The 20174-nt window shown below is 60.9% G+C and carries 18 protein-coding genes; 8 read left to right on the top strand and 10 right to left on the bottom strand.

Annotation, left to right across the window (positions count from 1 at the left end):
* Positions 1 to 35 precede the first annotated feature (35 nt).
* On the bottom strand, positions 36 to 488 hold the full coding sequence (locus WDZ78_RS10905; protein WP_060726071.1) for an Lrp/AsnC family transcriptional regulator: 453 nt from the start codon (positions 486 to 488) through the stop codon (positions 36 to 38).
* Between the two features lie 119 nt (positions 489 to 607).
* Here WDZ78_RS10905 and WDZ78_RS10900 point away from each other — a divergent pair, with 119 nt between their 5' ends.
* Positions 608 to 1570 carry a nucleoside recognition domain-containing protein gene (locus WDZ78_RS10900; RefSeq protein ID WP_425673023.1) on the top strand — a complete coding sequence of 321 codons (963 nt, stop codon included), beginning with the start codon at positions 608 to 610 and terminating at the stop codon, positions 1568 to 1570.
* Between the two features lie 185 nt (positions 1571 to 1755).
* Here the strand turns inward: WDZ78_RS10900 and WDZ78_RS10895 are convergent, their stop codons facing one another.
* The gene (locus WDZ78_RS10895) at positions 1756 to 3777 is read right to left on the bottom strand and encodes a methyl-accepting chemotaxis protein (RefSeq protein ID WP_425673022.1); all 2022 of its coding nucleotides are present in this window, start codon (positions 3775 to 3777) and stop codon (positions 1756 to 1758) included.
* A 273-nt stretch (positions 3778 to 4050) separates the two neighbouring features.
* On the opposite strand from WDZ78_RS10895, the gene WDZ78_RS10890 reads away from it, so the two are divergent.
* Together WDZ78_RS10890 and WDZ78_RS10885 are read left to right on the top strand one after the other, a co-directional pair.
* A complete protein-coding gene (locus WDZ78_RS10890; RefSeq protein ID WP_425673020.1) occupies positions 4051 to 4803 on the top strand; it encodes a TlyA family RNA methyltransferase in 753 nt (250 codons plus the stop codon).
* Entirely contained in the window at positions 4800 to 6050 is a 1251-nt protein-coding gene (locus tag WDZ78_RS10885; protein ID WP_425673019.1) for a class I SAM-dependent RNA methyltransferase, read from the top strand. The genes WDZ78_RS10890 and WDZ78_RS10885 overlap by 4 nt, the downstream gene beginning before the upstream one ends.
* A gap of 110 nt (positions 6051 to 6160) precedes the next feature.
* Here WDZ78_RS10885 and WDZ78_RS10880 read toward each other — a convergent pair whose 3' ends face one another.
* The 3 genes from WDZ78_RS10880 to WDZ78_RS10870 form a co-directional block, all read right to left on the bottom strand.
* Complete coding sequence (locus WDZ78_RS10880) at positions 6161 to 6484, bottom strand: hypothetical protein (RefSeq protein ID WP_425673018.1); 324 nt, start codon at positions 6482 to 6484, stop codon at positions 6161 to 6163.
* Positions 6485 to 6758: 274 nt separating this feature from the next.
* Positions 6759 to 7517, bottom strand: a complete 759-nt coding sequence (locus WDZ78_RS10875) for a crotonase/enoyl-CoA hydratase family protein (RefSeq protein ID WP_425673017.1) — start codon at positions 7515 to 7517, stop codon at positions 6759 to 6761.
* Between the two features lie 10 nt (positions 7518 to 7527).
* The gene (locus tag WDZ78_RS10870) at positions 7528 to 9312 is read right to left on the bottom strand and encodes an acyl-CoA dehydrogenase (protein WP_020010577.1); all 1785 of its coding nucleotides are present in this window, start codon (positions 9310 to 9312) and stop codon (positions 7528 to 7530) included.
* 223 nt (positions 9313 to 9535) lie between these two features.
* On the opposite strand from WDZ78_RS10870, the gene WDZ78_RS10865 reads away from it, so the two are divergent.
* The gene (locus WDZ78_RS10865) at positions 9536 to 10531 is read left to right on the top strand and encodes a transporter (RefSeq protein WP_020010576.1); all 996 of its coding nucleotides are present in this window, start codon (positions 9536 to 9538) and stop codon (positions 10529 to 10531) included.
* A 58-nt stretch (positions 10532 to 10589) separates the two neighbouring features.
* Here the strand turns inward: WDZ78_RS10865 and WDZ78_RS10860 are convergent, their stop codons facing one another.
* The 4 genes from WDZ78_RS10860 to WDZ78_RS10845 form a co-directional block, all read right to left on the bottom strand.
* Entirely contained in the window at positions 10590 to 11108 is a 519-nt protein-coding gene (locus WDZ78_RS10860) for a BA14K family protein (RefSeq protein ID WP_026363694.1), read from the bottom strand.
* A gap of 225 nt (positions 11109 to 11333) precedes the next feature.
* Positions 11334 to 11801: a BA14K family protein gene (locus WDZ78_RS10855; protein ID WP_026363693.1), complete on the bottom strand. Its 468-nt coding sequence runs from the start codon at positions 11799 to 11801 to the stop codon at positions 11334 to 11336.
* A gap of 183 nt (positions 11802 to 11984) precedes the next feature.
* On the bottom strand, positions 11985 to 13067 hold the full coding sequence (locus WDZ78_RS10850; protein WP_020010572.1) for a hybrid-cluster NAD(P)-dependent oxidoreductase: 1083 nt from the start codon (positions 13065 to 13067) through the stop codon (positions 11985 to 11987).
* A 7-nt stretch (positions 13068 to 13074) separates the two neighbouring features.
* Complete coding sequence (locus WDZ78_RS10845) at positions 13075 to 14319, bottom strand: aromatic ring-hydroxylating oxygenase subunit alpha (protein ID WP_026363692.1); 1245 nt, start codon at positions 14317 to 14319, stop codon at positions 13075 to 13077.
* A gap of 332 nt (positions 14320 to 14651) precedes the next feature.
* Between WDZ78_RS10845 and WDZ78_RS10840 the strand changes: the two genes are divergently transcribed.
* From WDZ78_RS10840 to WDZ78_RS10830, 3 genes are all read left to right on the top strand, one after another.
* On the top strand, positions 14652 to 15260 hold the full coding sequence (locus WDZ78_RS10840; RefSeq protein WP_020010570.1) for a DUF6656 family protein: 609 nt from the start codon (positions 14652 to 14654) through the stop codon (positions 15258 to 15260).
* Between the two features lie 145 nt (positions 15261 to 15405).
* Positions 15406 to 16383, top strand: coding sequence for an L-threonylcarbamoyladenylate synthase (locus WDZ78_RS10835; protein WP_026363691.1), 978 nt, complete (start codon positions 15406 to 15408; stop codon positions 16381 to 16383).
* Between the two features lie 49 nt (positions 16384 to 16432).
* Complete coding sequence (locus WDZ78_RS10830; protein ID WP_425673014.1) at positions 16433 to 17866, top strand: FAD-binding oxidoreductase; 1434 nt, start codon at positions 16433 to 16435, stop codon at positions 17864 to 17866.
* A gap of 10 nt (positions 17867 to 17876) precedes the next feature.
* Here WDZ78_RS10830 and WDZ78_RS10825 read toward each other — a convergent pair whose 3' ends face one another.
* Positions 17877 to 18395 (bottom strand): glycosyl transferase, encoded by a 519-nt coding sequence (locus WDZ78_RS10825; protein WP_026363689.1) that lies wholly within the window; start codon positions 18393 to 18395, stop codon positions 17877 to 17879.
* Positions 18396 to 18683: 288 nt separating this feature from the next.
* Here WDZ78_RS10825 and WDZ78_RS10820 point away from each other — a divergent pair, with 288 nt between their 5' ends.
* A complete protein-coding gene (locus tag WDZ78_RS10820; protein ID WP_425673013.1) occupies positions 18684 to 19841 on the top strand; it encodes a PA0069 family radical SAM protein in 1158 nt (385 codons plus the stop codon).
* Positions 19842 to 20174: the final 333 nt, after the last annotated feature.

Raw genomic sequence — 20174 nt, 5'->3', positions numbered from 1 at the left:
ATTAAACGCTTCCCCCTGATGCAATGCCATCAGTTTCAAAGCCTGATGGCCGTTTCTTCTTTCGCCGTCTTGATAACGACCATGGTGAAAAAGCGCGCCACATTGTGCTGGTCGCGGAACAACCGGTCGCACAGGGCATCGAACTCTTCCATATCCCGCAGGCGCAGCATCAGCACGACATCGGATGCGCCGGTGACGGCATAGGCCTGCGATACGGCCTCTTCGGCGCTGGCAATATCCAGAAAGCGGCGCATATGCTGCTCGCCGTGCAATTTCAGCTCCACCGTCACCAGAGCCTTGATCACCCGCCCCGCCTTTGCGGGATTAAGGATCGCCACGATGCGATCGATCACGCCCGACTTGCGCAGCCGCTGCAGGCGGCGCAGGCAACTGGACGGGGACAGCCCGACCTCATCGGCCATATCCACATTGGTGCGCGAGGCGTCGCCCTGCAAGAGGTTCAGAAGTTTCCTGTCGATCCTGTCCATGCCGGCAGCATATCGCCGGCTAACATATTTGCAATAAAATTGCATGAAACTGCAATCTTTGACCACAAATGCGAACGGGCCGGGATTAGTGATGGGAACAATCTTCAGGGAGCCTTCACATGTCACTTTTCCTGCCCGTCTGGCAAAAAACGCGGGAAACGCTTGCAATCTACTGGGTGCTTGTGCGGATCACGGTTCCAATCGCCATTCTGACCGAGCTATTGTCGAGGATGGGCGCGATCGAGGCGGTGGCGCCTGCCTTTGCGCCGGTCATGAACCTCATCGGCCTGCCGCCGGAACTCGGTCTTGCCTGGCTGACCGCGATGCTGGTCGGCATATGGGGTGCCGTGCCGCTCATCTTCACGCTTGTGCCCGCATCGTCGCTGACCGTTGCCGATATCACCGTTTTTTCGGCGCTCATCCTGTTCGCCCATGGCCTGCCCATCGAACAGAAGATCATTGAAAAGGCGGGCCCCGGCATGATCGTCACCACGGGGCTGCGCGTCGGCGGCGGATTGCTCTATGCCTTTCTCCTGCACCAGCTTCTGGAAACGACGGGATGGTTGTCAGGCCCGGTAAGCCCTGCCTGGATTGCGATGAGCGCCACGCCTGAATGGACCGCCTATTTCCTCGGTCTCGGTGAAACCATGGTCTGGATGCTTGTCATCCTGCTTGCCCTTTCCTTTTGCCTTGAGATTCTCAGGCTGACAGGCCTGCTGGCGCTGATGATGAAAGCGCTTTCGCCCCTGCTGCGTCTTGCGGGCATTCGCGGCGAGGCCGAACATCTCACCGCCATCGGATTGTTCCTCGGCATTTCCTACGGCGCGGGTTTCCTGATCCGCGAGGCGCAATCGGGGACAATATCACCGCGTCAGGTGTTTCTGTCCTGCGTGTTCATGGGTTTTGCCCATAGCGTGATTGAAGACACGCTCGTGGTGATGTCGCTAGGCGCGGATGTCTACAGCGTTCTGGCCGGACGCCTCGTTTTTGCTGTTGCCGCAACCGCCGTCATTGCCGCCCTGCTTCACCGCCTGTCGGATGAGCTGTTCTTTGCACGGATGTTCCGGCTACAGAGCACATAGAGCATTTCCAGGAAAAGTGGACCCCGGTTTTCCGTCAGGAAATGCGCCAAAACAAAGAGTTAGAGTGTTTTCGCGATTCGAAGAAAAGCGAAAAAACTCTAAGCGACGCTACCCGTCTGAAAACGCCGACGCAAAAAGGGGGCCTTTCGGCCCCCCAATTCATAGGTACAGTGTAAAAGCTCGGCTCAGAACTCCGTCCAGTCCTGATCCTTCGCGGCCGGCGCTTCGGCAGCGCCACCGAAGGCGCGGGCGAGGCTCTGGCCAAGCGCACGGGCCGGCGAAGCGACGGGCCTTGCGGTTGCGGAGGCCGATTTTACCGGAGCCTTGCGGACCGGTGCGGCCGGTGCTGACTGGAAGGCAGGCTTTGCCGAAGACTGGCGCGGCGCGGAATAGCCGCCGGCGCTCGCAACGGCAGCACGAGCGCCACCCATCCTGAACTGGCCGAGCAGGCTGTTCAGCGCTTCCGCTTCGCGGGCCAGAGAATGGCTGGCGGCGGTCTGCTGTTCCACCATGGCGGCATTCTGCTGCGTGCCCTGATCCATGGTGTTTACGGCCGTGTTGATTTCCTGCAGGCCGGTTGCCTGTTCGCGGGAAGCAACGACGATGGCGCTGACATGGGCATTGATCTCTTCGACTTCCGCCACGATGAGGTCCAGCGCCTTGCCGGTTTCATCGACGAGATTGACGCCGTTTTCCACCTGCCGGCTGGAAGCGCCGATCAGCGTCTTGATTTCCTTGGCGGCATTGGCGGAACGCTGGGCGAGTTCGCGGACTTCCTGCGCAACCACCGCAAAACCCTTGCCGGCATCACCGGCGCGGGCGGCTTCCACGCCGGCATTCAGCGCCAAAAGGTTGGTCTGGAAGGCGATATCGTCGATGACACCGATGATGTTGCCGATTTCGCCCGAGGATTTCTCGATTTCGCGCATGGCGGCGACTGCCTTGCGGACCACGACGCCGGACTTTTCCGCACCGGCGCGGGCGCGCTGGACCAGATTGCCGGCATCTTCCGCGCCGCGGGCGCTGTCGCGCACGGTGGTGGTGACTTCTTCCAGTGCGGCAGCGGTTTCCTCGATGGAGGCAGCCTGCTGCTCGGTGCGGCGCGACAGATCGTCGGCAGCGGAGAGCATTTCCGAAGCGCCGGAATTGATGGCGGCAGCGTTCTCGCCAACGGTTTGGAGCGCCTGCTGCAGCTTGTCGACAGCGCTGTTGAAATTGAGGCGCACCGGATCGATGGCAGGCACAAAGGGCGTTTCAATACGATAAGAAAGATCGCCATCAGCAAGAGCGGCAAGGCCCTTGCCAAGTTCGGCGCTGGCGAAGGCGCTGGCGGCTTCGTCCTTGGCCTTTTCTTCCTCGTTGCGGCGGCGTTCAGCCTCTGTCGCGGAGCGCATGCGATCGGTCTCGCCGGCAAGGCGGGATTTTTCCAGCCCGGCTTCCTTGAAGACCAGAACGGCCTTCGCCATCTTGCCGACTTCGTCGCCACGATCCGTGGCCGGAACTTCCGTCGTCAGATCGCCATCGGCGAGCCGGCTCATCGCCGCCGTCATGCCGACGATGGGCGTGACGATGGAGCGCGACAGCGCCCAGATGAGGGCAACGGCCAGAAGACCGGCAACCGCGCCGCCACCCAGAAGCGCATATTTCAGGTTCAGTGCGGCTGCCTGCTGTTCTGCCGCGTAAGCGGCGGACAGGCCGTTCAACTGCTCCTTGATCTTGGCGGCGGAGGCGCGGAAGCCATCGAGCTGGCCCTTGGCCTGATTGCGGCCGATTTCGATGATTTCGGAAATCGGCGCTTCGGTCGTCTTGCGTGCGGCGATCTGCGGTTCCGCCAGTTCCTTGAAGAACACGGTGGCGGATTTCTGCATGTCGTCGATGGATGTCAGAATGTCCGGCCGGCCGACGGCCAGCGCGCGGGCCTCATCGAGCTTCTTCAGCATCAGGTCGCGCTGGGCGAATACATCGTTATAGGTGCTGTCGCTGCGGAACAGCAGGAAGCCACGCTGATTGACGGCCTGTTCCAGCATGGCTGCCGTCGCGCCATCCACGGCCTGGATGATATCCTTGGTACGGTTGTTTTCGATCGTGACACGCTCGCTCCCCAGCGTCTGCCAGAATACGACCGCGGAAGCGAGCAGGCACACGCTCATCAAGGCACAGAAGGTGGCTATGAGCTTCAGATTGATGGGGAGATTTTTCAGCGACATCGCAAACTCTCTCGGCGACCCGATGCCTCGAAGCAAGCGTCTGCGCTGCAACGGTCGCAATTTTGTGGATGGGAGGAGGCGCCGTCATGGCAGGTTCCGGTGGCCGCACGGGCCTTGCGCACAAAGTGCTATACAAGCCTTTATATTGGATTAATCGAACATTCTGACTTTGCGGTGCAATATCGCCATTATGGCCGGCAGCGGGCCTCACCGGCCCGTCTCGGCGATAAATCGCTTGCATCGGCGGAGTTTGGCGGTCATTGACACGGAACCATGTCCAAAACATCTGAAAATGAACGGCTTGACCAGCTTCTTGTGTCGCTCGGCCACTTTGCCAGCCGCTCGCGTGCGCGCGACGCGATTGCGCGCGGCACCGTGAGCGTCAACGGCAAGACCGCCACCAAACCGAGCCAGACCGTCGCCGGCAATGCCGAGATCGCCATCAGCGATCCCGCGCAGGCTTACGTCTCCCGCGCCGCCCTCAAGCTGACAGCCGCGCTCGATCATTTCCGGCTCGATCCGAAGGGCCATGACTGTCTTGATGTCGGCGCTTCGACTGGCGGTTTTACCGAGGTGCTGCTTCATCGTGGTGCTAAACACGTGACCGCCATCGATGTCGGGCACGGGCAGATGCATCCAAGGATCGAGAACGATCCGCGTGTGACCAATCTGGAAGGGCTGAATGCGCGCTACCTGACGGCAGAGGATATCGATCACCGGGCCATCGGTTTCATCGTCTCAGACGTGTCCTTCATTTCGCTGAAGCTCGCACTTGCCCCGGCACTTGAGCTTGCTGGATCAGGCGCTCTGGCTGTCCTGCTGGTGAAGCCGCAATTCGAGGCGGGGCGCGACGCCATCAGCAAGGCCGGGCTTCTGAAGGAGCCGGACACCGCGCCCGCCGTGGCGGCCGAACTGGAGCGCTGGCTGACGGAGGACATGGGCTGGAAAAGTCTCGGCCTCATTCCCTCGCCGATTTCCGGCGGCGACGGCAATATCGAATTTCTTCTCGGAGGCGAAAAGCCATGAGTACACAGACCGTCACCATCAAGAGCCTCGGCGCGCAGGGCGACGGCATCGCGCACTGTCCCGACGGCCCGGTCTATGTGCCCTTCGCGCTGCCCGGTGAAACGGTCGCCATCGCCAAGGTCAAGGATCACGGCACTGTCATGTCGATAACGGAAGCCTCGGCGCAGCGCCGTGAACCGGCCTGCCGCCACTTCGGTCCCGATGGCAAGAACGGCACCTGCGGCGGCTGTTCGCTGCAGCATCTTTCCGATCAGCCTTACCATGCCTACAAGCGCGAGCTGGTGGTTTCGGCGCTGAAGTCGAAGGGCCTGACGCCTGATGTGGACGATCTTGTCATCTGTCGCCCCGGCGAACGCCGCCGCGCGGTGTTTTCCGCCCGCAAGACGGAAAAGGGCCTGCTGCTCGGTTTCAGCCAGGCGAACAGCCATCACATCGTCGCCATCGAGGAATGTCCCGTTACCTCGCCCGGCATCGTCTCGCGACTGGATGCCATCCGCGCCATCGGTCTTTCCATGGTGGCGAATGCCGAGCCGTTCCGCATCACCGTTCTCGAAACACTCTCCGGTCTCGATATTTCGGTCGAGGGCATCAAGTTGGTCAATGACAAGCAGCGGCGCACGCTCACGGAAACAGTGCTGGCCATGCGCGGCATTGCCCGCGTCTCGCTTGCCGGCGAAATCCTGATCGAACCGCAGAAGCCGATCATCGAATTCGGCGGTGTTCCCGTTTCGCCGCCGGCCGGCGGTTTCACGCAGGCGACGAAGCAGGCGGAAGACGCCATGGCCGAGCTGGTGCTTGCCCATATCGGCAAATCCAAACGCATTGCCGATCTGTTCTGCGGTTCCGGCACCTTTGCGCTGCGGCTTGCGCGCGTCGGCAGAGTTCATGCGGTGGAAGCGGAAGACAAGCCGTTGAAGGCACTGGATTTCGCCGCCCGCAACACGCAGGGCCTGAAGCCGGTCAGCGTCGAGAAGCGCGATCTCTTCCGCCGGCCGCTGATGACAAGCGAACTGAAGAATTACGATGCAGTCGTGTTCGATCCGCCGCGCGCCGGTGCGGAATTCCAGTGCAAGGAACTGGCCCGCAGCACGGTGAAGAAGATCGTTGCCGTGAGCTGCAATCCGCTGACGCTGGCGCGCGATCTCGCCATCCTGACCGAGGGCGGCTATCGCATCACCCGCGTCACGCCGGTTGACCAATTCCTGTGGTCGCCGCATGTGGAAGCGGTGGCGACGCTGGAGAAATAAGCAATCCGGACGCAGAGCCGCTCAGCGAAGCTGACGCAGCGCTTCATATGCCTGCGACTGCACCCCCTCATTCCTGTGCTGTCACAGGAATAAGGGCGGAGGGATTACTATTACCAGGCGGTATCGACCGTGCCGTTGCCGACCACACCCGAGCAGCGGCAAGCCCCACCCACACGCCCCCGTTCCAGCGGGCAGACATAGGGCCGGCGGCGATTGGCGCTCTCCGGCGGGGTGATGACGCAGACGAAACGCGCACGGCGCTGGCGGTCGCGATTGCGGCCGGAATAATAATCCGAGCCATCGTCTTCGGTAATGACAGATTGCGCCAGAATGACAATGCCGGCGGAAACCGCCGGAGGGCGCGTTATCGCCGCCGCTTCGGTGACAGTGGCGGCGCAGAGGAAGACGGACAGGGCGAAAACGACGTGACGCATGCGGGTGGCTTTCGGGCGTAGAGCTTGTACGATCCGGTCTTGGTCGGACCGATTTGATCGACCATACATAATCCGCCTTCGCAAGCACAGTGGCTTCAAACTTCCGACGATGCCGCCGGCTTCTTCTCCCCGCCGGGGAGAAGGTGGCCCGAAGGGTCGGATGAGGGGGCTAAGTTGCCTAATATCTTTACCCTCGCCCCCTCATCCCGCTGCCGCGGACTTCTCCCCGGCGGGGAGAAGAAACAAGCGGCAGGCTTCCCGATTCCCGCGGCACTCAGCGACGCATGAATGCCTCGAAAGCAGCCCGCGCTTCAGCACTTTGCAGCTGCGCGATGAAATGGCGGCCTTCCTCTTCGATGCGGGCGAGAATATCGGCCGGGTTTCCGCGAACCAGATCGCGGGCGATCTTCAGCGCCTGCTGTGGTTTGGCGGCAAGCCGGGTGGCGAGCGCCAGCGTTTCGGTTTCGACATGTTCTGATGCGACGACTTTCCAGATCATCCCGGCCTGCAATGCCTGCTCGGCGGAAAAACCCTCGCCCATGGCAAGCAGCGCAAAGGCGCGCTGGTGGCCCATGAGTTTCGGCACAAGCAGGCTGGAAGCCGCTTCCGGCACCAGCGCCAGATCCACGAAGGGCGTCTTGAACAGGCTGCGGTTGGAAGCGACCGTCAGGTCACAATGCAGGTTCAGCGTCGTGCCGATGCCGATGGCGAGCCCGTCCACGCCGGATACCATTGGCTTGTCGAAGGCGACGAGCGCTTTCAGAAGTTCCAAGGCTGCGAGTTTGCCCTTGCCGCCGGACATGGCGAAGGCCAGGAAATCGGCCATGTCGTTACCGGCGGAAAAGCAGCCTTCCGTGCCGAAAAACGCAACGACGCGGATGTCCGGGTCCGAATTGGCGGCCTGCAACGCCTCGGCCATGCGCATATACATGGCATCGGTAATGGCGTTTTTCTTGTCCGGCCGGTTGAAGCGGATAGTCAGAACCTCCGGCGCATGGCCCACCCGCTCGACGAGAATGTGATCGTCCGACATATGAGCCTCCTCAAGCCAACACGGTGCGGGCGGCGGCAAGGCTTGCCGCGCCTGATATGACGCGATCCTTCAGCGCTGCCGTTTCCGCCAGCAGGTTTTCCGCCGCAAAGCGGCAAAGTGCGGCGCGATGTCCACCCCTGCCATCATCAACAGAGACCAATGCGCCCTTGGCGAGATAAGCGCCTGTCAGCGCCAGACCGAAAAGACGCTGATAGGGTGTCGCGCCCGCGAGTGCCGTTTCGGTTTCGCCTGCCTTGATGCGCTCCAGCAGCCAATCCGTCGCCGTTTCCAGATCGTTGAGGCTGGCTTCAAGATAACGGGCGGTCTCACCAAGATCATCGCGGTTCGACGCGGCTGTCCGGGCGGCGATCTCGCGCAGTTCGGCGATGAAACCGCGCACCTGCGCACCCTCGGAGAGCGGCAGCTTGCGCAGCACCAGATCGATGGCCTGGATGCCGTTGGTGCCCTCGTAGATCGGCGCGATGCGGGCATCGCGCAGATAACGCGCCGCGCCGGTTTCCTCGATGAAGCCCATGCCGCCATGCACCTGAATGCCCATGGAGGCGACATCGACGCCGGCATCGGTGGAGAAGGATTTGGCGATCGGGGTCAGAAGGGCAGCGCGCTCCTGCCAGTGAGCGCGCTGCCGGGCGTCTTCGCTCGCATGCGCCATATCGATGGCGTGCGCGCAGCTGAAGGAAATCGCCCGCGATCCTTGAGTCAGCGCCTTCATCGTCAGAAGCGTTCTGGCGATATCAGGGTGTTCGATGATCGGGCTCATGCCGGAGCCCTGCCAGCCGGGCGCCTTGCCCTGCGTGCGCTCCCGGGCGTATTCGATCGCCTTCTGGGTCGCCGCTTCGCAGATCGCAACACCCTGCATGCCGACGGCAAGGCGGGCATTGTTCATCATGGTGAACATGCAGGCGAGGCCCTTGTTCTCTTCGCCGACCAGCCAGCCGAGAGCACCCTTTTCATCTCCGAATTTGCCATCGCCGAAGATCATCGTGCAGGTGGGCGAACCATGAATGCCGAGCTTGTGCTCCAGCGAATGGCAGAAAAGGTCGTTGCGGCCACCCGGCGCACCGTTTTCATCAGGCAGGAATTTCGGAACGAGGAACAGCGAGATGCCGCGCGTGCCGGCCGGTGCATCCGGAAGGCGTGCGAGAACGAGGTGGATGATGTTGTCAGCCGCGTCGTGTTCGCCCCAGGTGATGAAAATCTTCTGGCCGAAGATGCGGTAGGCGCCGTCACCATTGCGCTCCGCCCGGGTCTTCAGAACCCCGAGATCCGAACCCGCATGCGGCTCGGTCAGGTTCATGGTGCCGGTCCATTCACCGGAAACGAGTTTCGGAAGATAGATACGCTTGAGATCGTTGCTGCCGTGGGCGACGAGAGCTTCGACGGCGCCCATGGTCAGCGTCGGCGCCAGCGCGAACGCCATGGAGCCGGAATTCCACATTTCGAGTGCTGCGACATTCAGCATATGCGGCAGGTTCTGGCCGCCGAACTCCTCCGGCGCTGTCAGGCTGTTCCAGCCCGCTTCCGCCCAGCGGCGGTAAAGATCGGCCCAACCGTCGGGCGTCGTCACCTTGCCGTCGGCGAGCTTCGCGCCCTGACGGTCGCCAATATCGGCAAGCGGTGCGACCTGTTCCGTGGCGAAACGGCCAGCTTCCTGCAGAATGGCATCCACGAGGTCTTCACCGAGATCGCCAAGCACACCCTTTGAAAGCGCGTCTTCAAGACCCGCTACATGTTTGAGTGTAAAGGCGATATCATCCACCGGCGCGCTGTACATGCTGCCTCCTCCCGAAGCTCTGGCATCTTGCTACTGGCTTCGGGCTAAATGATTTTTACGTAAACGTCAATTTGAAAATTCCCGTCATTTCGACGGGATTGTTATAAAACTGTCATATGAATTTGCTCAGCATGCGCTGAAAGTCGCCTCGATGACGCCGCTGCTCCCACACCGGAACGACGGGCGCCTCCCTCCTCCCATCCAGCCGGTCAGGACTGCCACGATGGATCTCATAACGCCAGTTATTCCGGGCCTTGTCTGGGCCTATCAATTCCACCCCGGCACGGCCCCGTGCCGCCGGCTTGCACCCGATGCCGGCTTTCACGAAATGGCCGAGTGCGAAGGCTTTTTCTGGCTGCATCTCAATCTCGCCGATCAGCGCGTGGCGGGTTTTCTCGAGACCATCGACGGTCTCGATCCGGCAGCGCGCGCAAGCCTCACCACCCATGAGACACATCCGTCCATCGTGGTCGATGAAAAGTCGCTCTATGGCACGCTCGTTGATTTCCAGCGGGAATTCGACAAGGAAACGCGCGATTTCGGCTGGCTGCATTTTGCGGTTAGCGACCGTTTCATCATCACCACCCGCCTGCAGCCACTGCATTCGGTGGACCGGCTGAAGGCGGCGGTCGACAAGAATTCCAACCGCTATCTCACGCCATCACATGTGTTCGAAGGCCTCGTCGCCGAATTCCAGCGCTCGCTCATCAATCTGGTGATGGAGACGACGGAGGAACTGAACACCATCGAGGATCTGGTCTATGACAGCGAGACACGCGACGAACGGCGGCGGCTTGCCCCGCTGCGCCGCACGGTGGTTCGCCTGCATCGGCATCTGCGCACCGTACTGACCCTGATGCGACGGGCCTCGGCTGCCGATGATGACGAAATGCCTGATGGTTTCGAGGATGTCGCTTCACGCCTGATGGGTCGCCTTGAGGCTGTCGATCATGACGTTTATGCCCTGCAGGAGCGTGCAAGGCTGCTGCACGAAGAAATCGATTCCAAACTCTCGTCCGAAACCAACCGGCACCTCTATATCCTGTCGCTGATGACGGCATTCCTGCTGCCACCATCGCTGGTCACCGGTTTCTTCGGCATGAATACGGACGAACTGCCGTTTACCGTCGGCACCGGCGGCACGCTGTCGGCCAGCATCTTCATCGTGATTTCGGTTGCACTCGCCTGGTTCGTACTGAAGCGCGCGCGAATCCTGTAACGCAAAAAGCCGCCCGGTCGAAACCGGACGGCTCTGTCAATTTCAGCCTGGCATTCTATCAGCTGTAAGGCGAATAGCAGGGCTGACGCGGGCCATGGTAGGGCTGGAACGTGTTGCTATAGGCATCGTAGGACCGATAGCGGCCATAGCACCAGTTCACATGCGCCTGGCTCATACCGCCGCGGCGGACCGGACGATATTCGCGATAGACCGGACGCGGACGATATTCGGGAACCGGACGGTAGACTTCACGCGGCTGCGACAGCGCGCCGCCGATGATCGCACCCGTCGCAAAGGCTGCGAGCGGGAACCAGTAACCGTCATGGTGGCGATAGCCCGGGCGGTAATCACGATAGCCGCGATGGCCGCCATACCAGCCTCGACGTCCGCCATCCCAGTCGCGACGATCGCGCCAGTACTGAACATTCACGATATTCTTGCTGGCGTCGTTGCCCGCCGTCTCGACACTCTTCGGCGCCATCGGTAATGGCATCGCTGCTTCTGCCGGAACAATCGCTCCTGCTACCACGATCGCAGAAAGACCGACAGCCAAGATATTCTTCATATAGTCTCTCATCTGACTTCCTCCATTCACGACGGTCGACAGGCCGTTGGACGTGAATAATAACACCTTTTTCTTCTTACTCAGCCAGTTTGTCGGTTCTGGCCGGAACATTACCGGTTGCAGGCTAGGCGTTTTCGCCTGAACCCAGCATTAACGATCCATTCACGCTTCAGTTACCCGGCCCGGCCGCCTGAAAGCAAAAGCCCGGATCAAAATCCGGGCTTTCGAAAACCACTATCAACGGCTGTAAGGCGACACACAGATGCGGCGCGGACCGCTATTGGGCTGGTAGCTGTTGTCATAAGCGCGATACGAGCGCCAGCGGTTCTGACACCACGCGACATGGCTGCCGCCATAGGCCGGACGCGGCTGCTGCACCGCGCCGCCGATGATCGCGCCTGCGGCAAAGGCTGCAAGCGGGAACCAGTAACCGTTGTGATAACGATATCCCGGACGGCGGTCGCGATAACCACGGTGACCATTGTAATATCCATCACGCGGCGGGCGCGGGCGATACATCCGGTCGCCGTACCTGCGGTCGCCTCTGCGGTCCCATTCACGGTACTGCACCGGCACAACATTATTGTCGGCCGTGATCGCCGGCTTCGGCATCGGCACTGGCGCCTGGAACGCCTGCGATGGCGTAAAGCTGGTGAGGAACACGACTATCGCCGTGGCGACACTCGTTGTCCGGAAATTCATCATGATCTTCCTCCGTTTGCTTAGACGCGTTGAACCGCGCCTTTTCACACAGTCGCTCTTGTCGGAGATATGGGACAGCCCCCTTTATGCCCGAAAAGAATTCGATGACGTGCAAACGAGTTTAGAGAAATTTGGTTCCAGACAACTATCCGGTGAAAGGCGGATAAAATGAAACGCCTGCTCGTATCAGGCTTCCACCTTCACGTCAGTCAGAGGCCGCGAGCAGCAGGCAAGAATATAGCCTTCCTCGATTTCCTCATCGAGAATGCCGCCATTGTGGTTCATCTCCACCTCACCCGAAAGCTTCAGCACCCGGCAGGTGCCGCAGATGCCGGATTCGCAGGCAGCACCGATACGGACGCCGGCGGCGCGCGCGGTCATCAGAACCGTCTGGCCGGGCTGGCAGGGCATTTCCTTGCCGGAAAGGGTGAAACCCACCATCGACAGCGCTTCGCCATCCGCACCGGTGAGGACGTTTTCACCGACGGTGACCGGCGCAGCCGGCGCGAAGCTTTCCTGATGGTAACGGCTCATATCGAAGCCGGATGCATCGAGCATGGAGCGGACGGCGGCCATGAACGGTTCCGGCCCGCAACAGAAGACGGTACGCTCCATGAAATCAGGCGCCAGAAGCGCGATCTTTGCCTTGTCGACCATGCCCTTCAGGCCAGACCACAGGTCGGTGCGACCACATTTCTCGACAATGAAGCCGAGCGACAGGTTCGGCATGAAACGGGCGAGATATTCCAGTTCGTGACGGAAGACGATATCGCCGGGTGTGCGCGAACAATTGACGAAGGCAATATCGCTCTGCGGCGCGCGGTCACTCATGTCGCGCACCATCGACATCATCGGCGTGACGCCGGAGCCCGCCGAAATGAAGAGATATTTGTCGCCGGGATGCTTGACGTAGGAAAAGTCGCCGAGCGGCCCGAGCGCCCGGATTTTCATGCCGGGCTTCAGATTGTCGAACATCCAGCGCGTGCCGATGCTGGCGGCCTGCGCTTTGACCGTGACCGACAGCGCATAGGGTCGAGACGGGCTGGAGGACAAGGTGTAGGTGCGGTAGAGCGGCTCCGCACCCACGGGCAATTCCAGCGTGACGAACTGGCCCGGCAGATACCGGAACCAGTTCTGGTCCTCGGAGCGGAACAGAAACGTCATGACGTCCGAGGTCTCTGGCGTCACTGAAATGCATTCCAGCAGCTGGAGCTTGTCGCTCCACGGCTTCATCTCGTCTATGTGCTTGTAGGTCACAACCATATTCATCTTCGCATCACGCTACAGCAGAAAGCCGGGCCTTATCGCCGGAGAGCCGGTCGACCATGAAATCGGAATACCAGTTGACGAACTGCATCACGCCGCCCTCATCCTCCATGGAATAGGGGCCGGGCTCATAGGCGGGCGAGCGAATGCCGAAGGCATTTTCCTCGACGATGCGGCGGTCCTGATCGTTGGTCTCGTTCCAGACGTGGGTGAGATCTTCAAGATCGTAATCCACGCCTTCAACCGCATCCTTGTGCACCAGCCATTTGGTGGTGACCATGGTTTCCGTGGCGCTGAGCGGCAGCACGCGGAAGGAAATGGTGTGGTCGCCGAGGAAATGGTTCCATGTCGTCGGATAATGGAAAAGGAGCAGCGCGCCGATATGGCTGATGCTGACATCGTCAGACAGCGGCCGGCGCACGGCGCGCTTGCCAGACATGGTGTAGCTTTCCGCTTCACCGATCAGCGGCATGCGGGCGACGCGGAACTGGCCCTTCGGGTCGATCTTGAAGCGACTCGGCAGGCCGGCGGCCTCGCAGCGCGCCCAGTGGCCGCCGATTTCGGGGTCGCTCGCGCCGCCATCCGTTCCCGTCACGCTCGGGTTTTCGGGATAGGTGCGGCAGAGTTCCGGGTGGTTGGCGGCGCAATGGTAGCACTCGCGGTTATTTTCCCAGACGAGCTTCCAGTTGCCCTTTTCGATGATCGTGCTCTCATGCGCGACCTTCGCTTCCCAGATGCGGTGCGGAGCCATGTAGCTCTCGACTTCCTTGCGCATGGGCTCGAAATCCGCCGGCTGATCGGCAAGGCAGATGAAGACGTAACCGGCGACGGTTTCGCAGGCGACGGGCTTCAGGCCGAAATCGCCCTTGTCGAACTCTTCACCCATGTGACGTGCAAAGAGCAGCTTGCCGTCGAGATCGTAGGTCCACTGGTGGTAAGGACAGACAAGGCGCGCCGACTGGCCCTTCTGCGTGGTGCAGACGCGGGAGCCGCGGTGGCGACAGGAATTGTGCAAGGCGCGGATCTGCCCATCGCGACCGCGAACGATGACGACGGAATAAGCCCCGACCTGAACGGTGAAATAGCTGCCTGACTTCTGCACTTCGCAATCATGGCCGACAAACAGCCAGTCGCGATACCAGATCGTTTCCATGTCCAGCCTGAAATAATCCGGGTCCGTGTAGAAGGGCTGTTCCAGGCTGAAGCCTTCGCGGCGGTTTTTCAGCTGGCGCAATACGGTATCACGCAATTCCATGGCCAAATCCTCGATCAAACCGCCCTGCCCGACACCATTTGCGGGGTTGCGGAAGCATGTGCTCATCTAAACACCGGCGGTCATTTGCGGCAGCACAAACAGCGACATCGGCTTCCGCATTGGCGACAAATTGCGACATGCGCAATTCGCCGTCGCAGCCCATTCCGCTGGGAAATCCGACAGCTATTCAATGTCGGAAATGACGTCGCAATATGACGCACGATGTCGCGCGCTTTACTCCCCACCCGTTAAAAAACGGGAGGCGCGACGCAACGGAGTATTAACGCGCCCTAAACTATATTGCCGGATCGACAGCAACGAGGGCGCTTCCGGTGGAGAAGGCGACACGCATACGCTATTTCGATGCGAGCAGGCATTCGGTCACACCGATAAGATCGAAGACCGCGCATTCGGATTTCCTGCGGACGGGGCGCATCAGCCGTTATGAAGAGCGCTGGCTGCCGAGGGAACGCGTCTATTACAGTCATGATGAAGTGGCTGCGCTGACCGGGCGAAAGCTGGAAGCCGCCGCTGATGCCACCCACAACCGTCTCAACGCCTTTCACCAGTCCATCCGTTTCCCGAAGATGGTTTTTCACCATCTGCTCAATGACCGCCCGCATCTCGGCTATTGCCACGTCACGGCGGCGAAAACGAGTTTCGATGCCGAGCGCCATGTGCTCTGGTCCTTCTATTTCGCGAATTTCTTCGCCGAACTGAGCGGGGCCGGGAACTTCTTCGAAAATATCGATGCGCGTTATTCGCGTATGTATTTCGCCGTCGCCATCAGCGCGCTTCCGGATCAGGAAATCGCCGTCGACACCTCCGTGCATCGCGGCGGCCTGCTGTTCCAGACCCACGATCCGCGCGTGGCGCTGAAAAACGTGCTCATGCTTGGCGCGCGGTCCGAGGAGATGCGCAGGATCATCAAGGCGATATAAAAGCGATAAGCGCCCGCGGCGCTTTATCTTTATTTGTTTTATGCATGCCGTTATCCCGAAACCGCAGACCACTTTCGGGCGACATGCATTAGCGCTTCCCACTCCACCCTGAAATACGCTATTGACCGCCCTGAAAGGCAGCATCATGGCGCGTCATATCAATATAGACAACGAGCGGGAAACCGCCCTGCAGGCATCCGTTGCCGAGCTTGCGGACGGCAGGCCCATCGCGCTGCCGACGGAAACCGTTTATGGCCTTGCCGCCGACGCCACCAATCCGGCGGCCATAACCCGTATTTACGAGACCAAGGGCCGGCCGCAGTTCAACCCGCTGATCTGCCACATGGCCGATATCTCCATGGCCGAGCGTTACGCGATTTTCGACCCGATATCGCGGAAACTCGCGGAGGCCTTCTGGCCCGGCCCGCTGACACTGGTGCTACCGCTGAAACCGGCAAGCGACATTCATTCGCTGGCGACGGCCGGGCTCGATACGGTCGGCATTCGTGTGCCCCAGGGTTTTGCCGGCGATCTCATCCGCCGCTTCGGCAGGCCGCTCGCCGCCCCCAGCGCCAATAGTTCCGGCAAGATCAGCCCGACAAGTGCCGCCCATGTGGAAGCGGATCTCGGCCAGAAGATCAATCTCATTCTCGACGGCGGCGCAGCCTCCGTCGGCGTCGAATCCACCATCGTCAAGGTGGAAGAGGATGGCCGGGTGCGGCTGCTTCGTCCCGGCGGCATCGTCACCGAGGACATAGAACGCGTTGCGGGCAAAAGCCTCGAACGGCCGAAAAAAGCCTCCGCCGCCATTGAAGCGCCGGGAATGCTGGCCTCGCATTATGCGCCGGGCGCCGCCGTGCGCCTTCACGCCACCTCGGTTCTGCCGGGCGAAGCGCTAATCCGCTTCGGCGGCATCGCCATATCAGGCGAAGAGGCCGCGCGCACCGTTCTTGACCTCAGCCCCTCCGGCGATCTTGCCGAGGCCGCCGCCAATCTGTTCGATTATCTGAAAGCCGCCGATGCAAGCGGTGCGGACACCATCGCCATCACCGCCATTCCCACCCATGGTCTCGGAGAGGCGATCAACGACCGCCTTTCCCGCGCCGCCGCGCCGCGAGGCTGACGGCAACCACCCTTTCGCCCATGTTTCAAAAGACAGCGAGACGCCGCCCATGACGACCAACGCCATCCCCTCCTCCGACATCCTTGACCGCTTTACCGCCATTGTCGGCGAAAAGAACGCGGTGCGCGACCCGGCGGAAATGGCGCCGCGTCTGGTGGAGAATCGCGGGCTTTATCGCGGCGCCTCACCGCTGCTGCTCAAGCCCGGTTCGGTGGAAGAGGTCTCGGCCATCCTGAAACTCGCCAGCGAGACCGGCGCTGCCATCGTGCCGCAGACCGGCAATACCGGCCTTGTGGGCGGCCAGACGCCGCGCGCTGATGGCGCCGACATCATCCTGTCTCTTGAGCGCATGAACCGCATCCGCGATATCGATCCGGTCGCCAATATCATCGTCGCCGATGCCGGCTGCATTCTCGACGACATCCACAAGGCCGCCGACACGGTGGAACGCATGTTCCCTTTGTCGCTCGGCTCTCAAGGGTCCTGCCGCATCGGCGGCAATCTCGCCACCAATGCCGGCGGCACGGCGGTTCTCGCCTATGGCAATATGCGCCAGCTGTGCCTCGGGCTCGAAGTGGTGCTGCCGACAGGTGAAATCTGGAACGGGCTGCGCCGGCTGAAGAAGGACAACACCGGTTACGATCTGCGTGATCTCTTCATCGGTTCCGAAGGCACGCTGGGGGTCATCACCGGCGCGGTGCTGAAGCTGTTCCCGAAGCCGCTCGGCCACCAGGTGGCCTTTGCCGGCCTTTCCTCCACCGACGATGCGCTGAAGCTGTTCGAAATGGCCTCAAACCTCTGCGGCACGGCGCTGACCGGCTTCGAACTCATGCCGCGAATCGGCGTCGAATTCACCGCCAGACATATTCCCGGCGTGCGCGATCCCCTGGAGCAGCCACACGACTGGTACACACTCATCGATATCTCCACCTCGGATTCGGCGGAGACGGCGGACACGATGATGCAATCGCTGCTGGAGCGCGGTTTTGAGGCCGGGCTGGTTCAGGATGCCGTGATCGCCGCATCGGAGGCGCAGCGGCAGGCGCTCTGGCATATGCGTGAGAGCATGTCGGATGCGCAGAAGCCCGAAGGCGGGTCGATCAAGCACGATGTTTCAGTTCCGGTTTCGAAAATACCGGAATTCATGGCCACGGCGGAAAAGGCGGTTCTCGCCGCCATCCCCGGCGCGCGCGTCTGCGCCTTCGGCCATCTGGGTGACGGCAACATCCATTACAATATTTCCCAGCCTGTCGGCGCCGACAAGGCCGAATTCCTCGGCCGCTGGCGGGACATGAACGAGATCGTGCATGGCATCGTGCTGTCGCTTGGCGGCTCCATTTCGGCCGAACACGGCATCGGGCAATTGAAGCGCGATGAACTGGCCGCCATCCGCCCCGGTATCGAAATGGAGCTGATGCGACGCATCAAACATGCTTTCGACCCCGCCGGCATCATGAATCCCGGCAAGGTTCTGGCCGGATAAGACGCGCCCTTTAAGCCGAAGCGCGCAGCGCCCAGGCGGGCACTATTTCCGCATTCAGCCGGCGCGGTTTCTGCGTGCCGACAAATTGCGTCAGGCTCATGCCCGATCTCGCAATCGACACGGCATGCTTCTTCGGCAGAAGATATCCGTGTTCCAATGGCGGAACGCGGCGCAGAACGCGGCTGAAGACATTTCGCCGGTGATATCGCGATGGCGAAAAGCGGGCTGGCTGTGCGCAGATCGCCACATATTCGAGAATCTCGTCGATCCAGCCCGCCTGCGGGCGGGCGCCGGGCTCGATCAGAAGCAGCCAGCCGCCGCGCGCGGACTTCACGACATCCTCGATGTCCCATTGCCCATAAAAACGGCAACCGGCGGCATCGGCGACGCGCGACGACCCATCGCGCGAACCGTGATCAAGAATCACAACATCACTTACAAGCCCTTCCACGGCCCCGGTGACAAGCGCAGACAGCGTATGCGCCAGTTCCGGTTCGTGATCCCGGCATTCCATTATGACTGTCAACATCTGCATAGCTCTAACGCATCGCACAATAAATTGCCACTGTGCTGATCGCGGTAAAATCCGTGGCTGCTTATGCCGAAAATCACGCGGCCGCAGGATGTGGTCAAGCATATCGAGGTCACTGCCCCCATCTGACGCGCGTGCTGAATCTGCAATTTTGTTCTTGTAATGTTCTCATTCCTGATGTAGGAATTTAATCATTCGGAAGGCGATTAAACGCCTGCCCGAACGGAAACGGTTTAGGGCGTTGAGCGTGCCTCGAAAGGCGTGCGGCGTCCTGGGAGCATCCAGATGAGAAACCATACGCTTTCTGGGCAGGCTGCCTTCCAGCCGAGCCATATGCCTGACATTGCCAATGCGCTGGCCGATGCATCTGGCCTGCGCATCGAGATCGACCGTCGTCGCGGCCGTGGCGCCGGGCTCAATCCGGATGGGCGGTTTGAGACCTTGCAGCACGAGGTTTTCGATGATGGCTGGCAGACGCTCGAAGACATGCCGGAGTTCCGCACCGAGGTGCAGGTGGAAAAACCGCGCAGCATCATCACCCGGAATGAATCCCCCGACATCCCGTTCGATCGCTCCATCAATCCCTATCGCGGCTGCGAACATGGCTGCATCTATTGTTTCGCAAGGCCGACACACAGCTATATGGGACTTTCGGCCGGTCTGGATTTCGAATCGAAGCTCTTCGCCAAACCGGATGCGGCAAAGCTGCTGGAAAGGGAACTGGCGAAACCGGGCTACAAGCCAAGGGTGATCGCCATTGGGACCAATACCGACCCTTATCAGCCGATCGAGCGCGAATGGCGCATCATGCGGCAGATACTGGAAGTGCTGGCCAAGGCCGACCATCCCGTCGCGATCGTCACCAAATCGGCGCTGATCAAGCGGGATATCGACATTCTGGCGCCCATGGCCAAAAAGGGTCTCGCCAAGGTCGGCATTTCCGTGACGACGCTGGACCGCAAGCTCGCACGCAACATGGAGCCGCGCGCCGCTACGCCTGAAAAGCGGCTGGAGGCCGTCAAGGCGCTGACCGAGGCCGGCATTCCCGTGGCCGTGATGATGGCGCCCGTCATTCCGGCGCTCAACGATCATGAGATCGAACGCATTCTCGAGGCCGGCAAGGCCGCCGGCGCAACCGAGGCTTCCTATGTGCTTTTGCGCCTGCCGCTGGAGGTGAGCCCGCTGTTTCGCGACTGGCTGCTGCGCAACTATCCGGACCGTTACCGCCATGTCATGTCGCTGGTGCGCTCCATGCGTGACGGCAAGGATTATGACGCGGAATTCGGAAAACGCATGAAGGGCGCAGGTCCCTATGCCTGGCAGATCGGCAGGCGTTTCGAGATGGCGACGAAACGGCTTGGCCTCATCCGCCGCGGCATCCACCTGCGTGACGATCTCTTCGTGCCGCCGGGCGGTGCAGGCGTGCAATTGTCGCTGCTTTGAGAAGCAAACGCTGAAAGTGACAGAGATGATGAATGCCCGAACTGAACTCGACGTCATCCTCGGGCTTGAGCCGAGGATCTAAACCGAGCGCGATAGTGGATCCTCGGCTCAAGCCCAAGGATGACGTCGAGCATGAAGGATAACTCGCCGACAGTCGGAGGCTCTGTGAGCCTATAATAAACGGAATTCAAAACGATAGGGAGCAACCTTCTCATCTTGTTGCTCTCGACGAAATGCCCGGCGGGTTTTCCCTGGCCCGCCGGACATCGCCCCCGGAGCCGCCGCCTCGCGTGCGATCGTTTTTCCTCCGCCGCCCCGCTGGAGGATCAAAGG

Origin of the sequence: Agrobacterium sp. M50-1 (genome assembly GCF_049843495.1) — a bacterium.
GTDB lineage: Bacteria > Pseudomonadota > Alphaproteobacteria > Rhizobiales > Rhizobiaceae > Agrobacterium > Agrobacterium radiobacter.
Note: the sequence above shows the minus strand (reverse complement) of the source record. Positions and strands in the feature narration are given on the sequence as shown.